Consider the following 7,437-nt stretch of genomic DNA (forward strand, 5'->3'; position numbering starts at 1 on the left):
CCATTCCGCCACCCTGGTATTAGTAGGTATCCCCTTCCTATTCAATTACAAAGAAAGGGATACCTAAATTTCTATTTCCACATCATATATTCTACAAACGGATTTAGCTGTGTATATTCTTTTTTCCAACTTGGTACTACCTGTAACTCTCGTTCATCACGCGATTTATTAAGAACTTGATTAATTACTCGAAAGTCTAAATTAATAGGATGCTCTGATGATACATACATCCGCTTAGAATCCCTTAGTAATTCTTCTTCGAATTCCTCGTAAATTGTCAACGCTGCATCCGGAATAAATGCCCAAAGAATTTTAACCCAGTCTAAATAAAGCGCTTGGAAACTCCTTAAAGTTTTATAAGATAACTTCCCCTGTTCCCTCTTCCAACGTAGGTATGGAACCATAATGTTACTAAAGACCTTGCGAGTTACTTCCTCTATTCTTTCAATTGCTATAAAGAAATTTGCATTTTTCACTGCATCATAGAGTATTGCTTCTGCATCAGAAATTTCACATCCCAACGAATCAAGCAAAATAAGATCTGTTGCGTCCGGTTGCATTGTTTTATCTGTACAGTCATCACTTACCAGGATAAAATCCTTAATTGCTTTCACCTTCTGTAATAGATTTCGAGATTTTATGAATAGATGTTCTCCAAAAGTAACTTTCCCATTCCAGGGGCGCGCTCGTAATAATGCTAAACGTAAAATATCAGCACCCCATTGATTTAAATAGTCTTGGGTCGGTTTAGCATTACCTAAACTTTTACTCAATTTCCGTCCCCACTCATCTACGAGAATCGGTAGAACCACAACACGTTCAGCTAGAGAACGTCCAGTCAACAATTGACTTAATAGCTCGGTTCGAATCATGGCAAGTCCAAAAGTATCAGATCCAAGTGAGATTGAAGATAAGATTTCTTTTTCACTATTACGACGTTCATCTTGTCCCCAGGTAATCTTGCCAACATTACTTATGAACCACACGTCCATCACATCATGGTCTTGCTCCAATTCTCCTTGGCAATGAGAACAGCTACTTAGTTTCTTAGTAGTAACATGCCATTTTCCACATGACTTACATTGATATGCGGGAGGATGAACTCCCCATTCACTTTGGCGTGAAAGAGTCCAATCACCAATATAGTTTTCTACCTTAGGTAGCCACTCTTCTTGTGCAAATGTCGGTACAACAGGAGAGATATCAAAATCTATATTTAGGTCTTGACGAATCTTAACTAAATTAAGTACCCATTGTTCCAATGGCAATGTCTCCAACTTTGTATCACAGTGACAACGGTGAATCCTTATGTTTTCTGCTTCCGTTTGCACATAAGCATCAACAAGTATTAGTTCTTCCACAACTTCATCTCTAGCATTTAATCTATCCTCAAGTGAATACAGATTAGTACTTACAGTTGGCCAATTATTCCGCTTAGCAATTTGATAAGCTTCTAAATTAGATTCAGGCCAGTATAGAAATCCAGGTTGTAATTTTGAAACTTCAGAAGCTTTTACAATTGGTATGTATTCACCAGGCTTTAAAGGGTGCATAATTCTATTAACAGAAGTTTCATCTGGCAGTACAGCAAAAGGATATCCTTTTAACATTTCAGGTTCTTCTGAGTAAATAAGTAAATCTTCATTCAATTCAGTCTTCAATCGAATTATATACCGATGTATACGTGTATAGGATGGCTTAGCCTCAACCTGTGAAATTATAGTCTCACAAAGTGGGCACCAATTAATTGGAATACGTGTACGGGTAATATACTCCTGCTCAAATAAATCAACAAACGTATCAGCAACTATTTCCTGGTGTGATAAATCAATGCTCGAACGTTGATTTTCTAATACAAACTGTGTTCGCAAGTTCTCCAGCGTTTCAAACAACCTTGGCTTGTAGAAATTAAAAACCAATTTACATTTGTCTAATAACATTATTTGGTTTGATTTGTATTCTTTTTTAGCCACCATGACCAGTGAATGTCCACCATGATCAGCGCCAGTAATAAGGCGACTATCTTTCCCATTCAGCTGATTCAAACGAGCCCACACATCTTCACTCAGTGCAACAAATGTATGTCCCAAATGCAACTCACCGTTCGCATTTGGGGTTGCCATCAGACCGACGTGTGGCGTTGGTTTTAAATCTATACTTGCATGTAATCTAGTCCCCTCTGCATGGCGTTTATACTCATATTTATTTTTTTGTAGCAAGTTCGTCAAATTTTTCCCTCCCTTGCTGGAAGAACAAAAAGAATATTATGAAGACATGCAATTTCCATATTTGAAAGTAGAAATGCCTTTAAATAAAAGGAGTGTGCAACACATTCTTCATTAATTTTGATTTCAAATCTGAATTCCACTGTTTCACCTGGTTGAACAATTCTTGTTTGCATTGAATTTTGTACATTAAATGGAAAATGAGCTAACTTTGTACGTTCAACTCCCAATCCAATTGTGACCAATTTTACAGCATTAGTTGGATTGGTATAAGTAACAATTTTGGTTAATGTTTCACCTTGTCGAATGGATTCTAATCCTTGCATATTTACTGAAAAAGAAGATTCAGGGCAATCTTTGATAATACCACAACGTGGACAAATCGTAAGTTCACGCTGTAGGCGTTGATAAATTGGATGAACTATTTTCTTTTGTAAAAGCTGATTTTTACAATAAGGGCAATCCTGATCTAGCATCTTTCTAGAGATTGGTAAAAATTCATCTGAATACATTTCTGTAAAGGCCCATGAGCCCTTTTCAACTTTACTTAAATAAGTTTCGATAATTGATTCTTGTAAACGTTGGAAATTTAAATTAATTCTATTCATAAGCTTTGTATACTTTTCTGCCTGTTTTAGTGAAAACAACGAAGGTTTATACAAAGGGCTAATAGACTTAATTGAGTTATTAACTTCTTCAGCTAGTCCCTTATATTTTTGTTCAAACAACCTCATTGCGTTTAAATATTCTAAACGTACTAAATAATCATCAATATCAAAATATAGTTTAGCTAATGCCTCTTCCCTAACTACTTCCATGACAATTTGAACTATTCCAGCTGGCATCGGTTTTGTCGAATAAAGATAGAGAGTTTGCTCATGAAGCAAAAAGCGCGGATCAGCTTTAACACCAACTTGATTAAAAAGAATTTCTTGAAGGCGAACACGCTTATTGTTAAGGGTTTTCGCTTGAGGTTCATCTGGAAGATCTATAACAATTAAGAACCCGCCTTCTACCTCTGCTTCTAATGTCATACTGTTCCTGTCTTCGTTCACAGAAAGTTTACCTAAGATTGGCTTAGCTACTGGATGGCTAAACTTCATTTCTGGATCTCCAACAAGAAGATAACAAGGAAAATCATTGGTGTCTTGAAAAAGTAAGTTATTAACTAAGCGGACTGCTTCTCCCACACGCATTCCATATTGTAAAGCAAGTCGCGAGAATAATAATGGATCATGCTCCGAATTATCTTTAACCATGAAGGTAGAAATAAATGCTGCTGGTTCTCCTTCTAGGAAGCTCATACCGACTCCAAATTGACTTGGAAACAAACCATCAGTCAGATGTAAACCACAACAAGTGTTAGCGAAAAATACTTTAGTACGGAATTGATCAGTATAGACAACATCAGGATCCGTCTCACCACGTCCATACGCGCTAAGTGGTAAATCAGAATTATTTTCAACAATCTTTCCATCACGCAAGCCGGCCGGAAAAATTGAAACTTTTCCTAGGAAAAAGCAATCCTCATGACCGTGCCCGCTGAAAACAGTTAATTCTCTAAATTCAGATAAATGTTCATCTAGTTTTTCTACATCACACTCATCACGGGTAATTAACTTTACATGTCTATCATTATAATGCTTTTGATTCAAAGCAAATGTATTCAAGTAGAGCGGTTGATTGATAAGCTCAGTAGGATAGTATAGATTTTTATAAATCATATATAATAATACATCACGTGTTGCACCGGTCATCAAGCCAAATGGAAACTCCATCCATCTGGATCTATCAACTTCTTTAGACAACAGATTAATTAGTTTTGAAATATTTTTTTGATAGAAATTATCTAAGGCACCAAAAATCAAGAAGGATGAAGGAGATAATTCTTTGTAAAACTGGATATCATCCCACTTTTTCACTCCCACCCACTGTCTACCAGTAACTAATGCGAAAAGTGCTGATTCTAATAGATATACATCATCTTCACATCCTACAACAACTCCATTGTGCTGTACCGGAAACGAAGATCTATTTTGATTTATAAATACTTGTGCCTCTTCAATTTTCATGCCTGAAAAATTCTCTGGAAGATTTGCCACAAATACTTCAGGACCTAATTGATTTCCACGTAATTTAAGAACTTTATCAAAAGTTTCTGATGAAGCTAATGGAAAATACGTTTTTCCATTTAGAACTGAATCGAGAAATTTTTGATAGATACTTATCAAGCAAGAACTATTCCGCTCTTTATCAATGGAGGTTACTTGCATTACAAAACACCTATCCTTTCATTTACATTACAGCCAAGGTCTGTATAACATTTGATAAACTATTTATTCTTTTAATAATCCACTTAGATCTATTTTTCTGGTTTTCCACAGTTTCTAATGGTGCATTAAGAAGAAATTTTTTACTTTTTAATCGATCGTTTATACCTTTTAACTCTCGATTCAAATTTCTAATTTCAGAACGGAAAAATTTATCCAACGGCGTAAAATATTCAGACTGCTCCGTTATCAGTAAAATTTCAATACCAGGTTCCGCTTCATATCGAAGAACTGTACCATTAACATTGTGACTCGCAAATTGGAACGGAGTGTTACAAACGATTGCCTTTCCATAGAGCTCAAACATTCTATTTTTTTCAATATTCAGATTGAACGAACAATAAACTCCCCTAGATTTTCCTTGTCCAATCTCTTTTGCAAGTTGATTTAACAGCTTCTCTATACGTTCGGCAGTATCTGATTGAAAGTGCGAAACTTTTGGAGTAACCTCCAAGATTGATTCCAGCGTTATTATTTCCGTTTCTTGTATAATCTTTATATTTTTCTTATATAATTCAGGTAAAAACGGTTCCAAGAGCATCAACAAAGCGCTTATGGCGCAACGTAGCTCACTCTGATTGATAGAATAATTTGAATCTATACATGCACGAGTCCATTTGATAACTTGGTGAAGAAGCTGTGTTACTTCTTGTAGAAGAGACTGAAAATTATAATTCTCCATCCCAGATACCATCCAGTGATACAATTCATGAACTTTTCCCCATAACCAATCTACTAAATCATGTCCAATGATTGAATCGTTGCAAGAAGAAAGATTTAAGATCTCGTTAAGCATATGTTGCAGTCTTTCAACCAAAGAATACACATTCTGAAAAACTGCTTCATCTAATCGAATATCTTTCCCTGGAACAGAGCGAGAAAGTAATCCGTATCGAACAATATCAGGACCATATTTACCCAACAACTCGTCTATACTAATAACATTCCCTTTAGATTTACTCATTTTCTGCCCTTTTGCATCTAATACCATTCCATGCAAGAGTACTTCCCTCATTGGAATTTCTTCCATGTGTGCCAAACTCACTAACATCATACGGATTACCCAGAAAAATACGATATCACGTCCAGTTTCTAGCATACTAACCGGAAACTTAGTTTCAAGTTCTTTCGTCTTTTTTGGCCATCCAAAATTCGCGAATAGCCAATGAGCAGAAGAAAACCATGTATCCAAAACATCTGGTACCTGAGCTATATCTTTACTACCGCACTTCTCACAAAATTCAACTATACCTATGTCTACTGTATCTCCTTGACACTTATGACACCTCCACACAGGCAAACGATGTCCCCACTTAATCTGCCTAGATATACACCAATCCTCCAAATTATCTAAGTAATTATTGACATCTTCAAGTACTGAAGGTGGATGAAAAATCACCCGTTCTTCTTCATTAATAATCCGCTTAAGATCTTGCGCGAAAATTTTTATACGAAAAAACCACTGTTTTGAAATAGTAACTTCAATAGGGCCTGAACATCGTTCACAAATATCGACTCCTATTTTAATTCTTTTTTTCATAAATTTAGCATCCGAATCTGTCAAACAATTCTTTTTTTCAATTGATAAATCGTTTGATAAATACTTGCTCCAACGTCTGAAATGAAGTTTCCGTTTATTAGGAAGAAGAGGTATAGCAAATGGAGAATTCATTTCAAAATCTCCTACTTCCATGTGCACTAAATCTTTGTCTGCAATAACTTTCACCCAAGTATTATCAAGTGGATTATAAAGTTCCTGCACAGAAGAAAGTTCGCTCTCTTCTTTTACCAAAACAGCCCGAATTCCAATTAAATCTTCTGGATTCCGACAGACCACTGAATATTTTTTGTTGTTACGGGTTAAAAATTGAAAAATGTAAATATCAATTTCTTTAGGTTCAGTAATCACCTCAAGGTCGCTTATTGTTGTTTTACAATTAGTACAAACATTTACTGGGTAGCTCCCATAAGTAATCAGCCCTTTTTTATACAATTCCACAAAACTTGTTAATACAGCATTTGAATAACTTTCATTCATCGTAAATAAATAGCGTTCCCAATCACAGGAAATATTTAGTCTTTTGACCTGGCTTCGGATACGTTTATCATATTGATACACCCATTTCCATACCTGCTCTACAAACTGTTCACGACTTAAATCGTTATAAGAGATTCCCTGTTGATCAAGATGTCGCTTAACTACTCCTTCAGTTGAAATTCCTGCGTGATCAGTACCGAAATAAAAATCCGTTTGATAACCAATCAATCGTTTCCAACGTACAATTGTATCTTGAATTGAGAATGTAAGAGCATGCCCTAGATGTAAATCACCTGTTACATTGGGAGGTGGCATCAACAAACTAAAACTTTTCTTAGTTATTTTAATACACCCCATATCATCAATTTTTAAATGGAATATTATTACAAAATCACCATCTCACATTTGGATTATATAGGAAATGTCAAAGTATGACAATATTTTTTTTCAAAAAAAATAGATTAATTGAATTTTTCTAAATATATAAATTTATATTAAATATTCTGAAAAAAATTGAGAAAAAATATAAGTATTTACTAACCTTCCACTAAGAAAAAGTTGATTTACTTTTAAATCAGAATTCAAACATTCAAGGAAAATACCATTGTAATTGAAGAATAAAAACTCTGTAGATCTTTAATTCATGAGGGGGTTATAAGGCAAGTTAATTTAAGAGAATTCTATAAATATAAGGTTCCCATTTTTATGCCTGCCTTTAAAAAGATAGATATAACGTTTTTGTTTTAATATTCAGAAATAATTTGAGAAAAAATATAGATATTTACTAACTTCCACTAAGAAAAAATTAATTTACTAAAAAAAAATGAATCCTGATTACATTTAT

The 7,437-nt window shown here is 34.7% G+C and carries 3 protein-coding genes; all 3 read right to left on the minus strand.

Annotated elements, in window-relative coordinates:
• Positions 1–71 precede the first annotated feature (71 nt).
• From COL05_RS26010 to COL05_RS26020, 3 genes are read right to left on the minus strand one after another with little or no spacing between them, the layout of a single operon-like run.
• Positions 72–2,228 carry a class I tRNA ligase family protein gene (locus tag COL05_RS26010; protein WP_098670684.1) on the minus strand — a complete coding sequence of 719 codons (2,157 nt, stop codon included), beginning with the start codon at positions 2,226–2,228 and terminating at the stop codon, positions 72–74.
• Positions 2,225–4,498, minus strand: coding sequence for a hypothetical protein (locus COL05_RS26015; protein WP_098670685.1), 2,274 nt, complete (start codon positions 4,496–4,498; stop codon positions 2,225–2,227). Before COL05_RS26015 ends, COL05_RS26010 begins: the two co-directional genes overlap by 4 nt.
• 22 nt (positions 4,499–4,520) lie before the next feature.
• Complete coding sequence (locus COL05_RS26020; RefSeq protein ID WP_098670686.1) at positions 4,521–6,950, minus strand: class I tRNA ligase family protein; 2,430 nt, start codon at positions 6,948–6,950, stop codon at positions 4,521–4,523.
• Positions 6,951–7,437: the final 487 nt, after the last annotated feature.

The organism is Bacillus sp. AFS059628, from assembly GCF_002571225.1.
Classification (GTDB): domain Bacteria; phylum Bacillota; class Bacilli; order Bacillales; family Bacillaceae_G; genus Bacillus_A.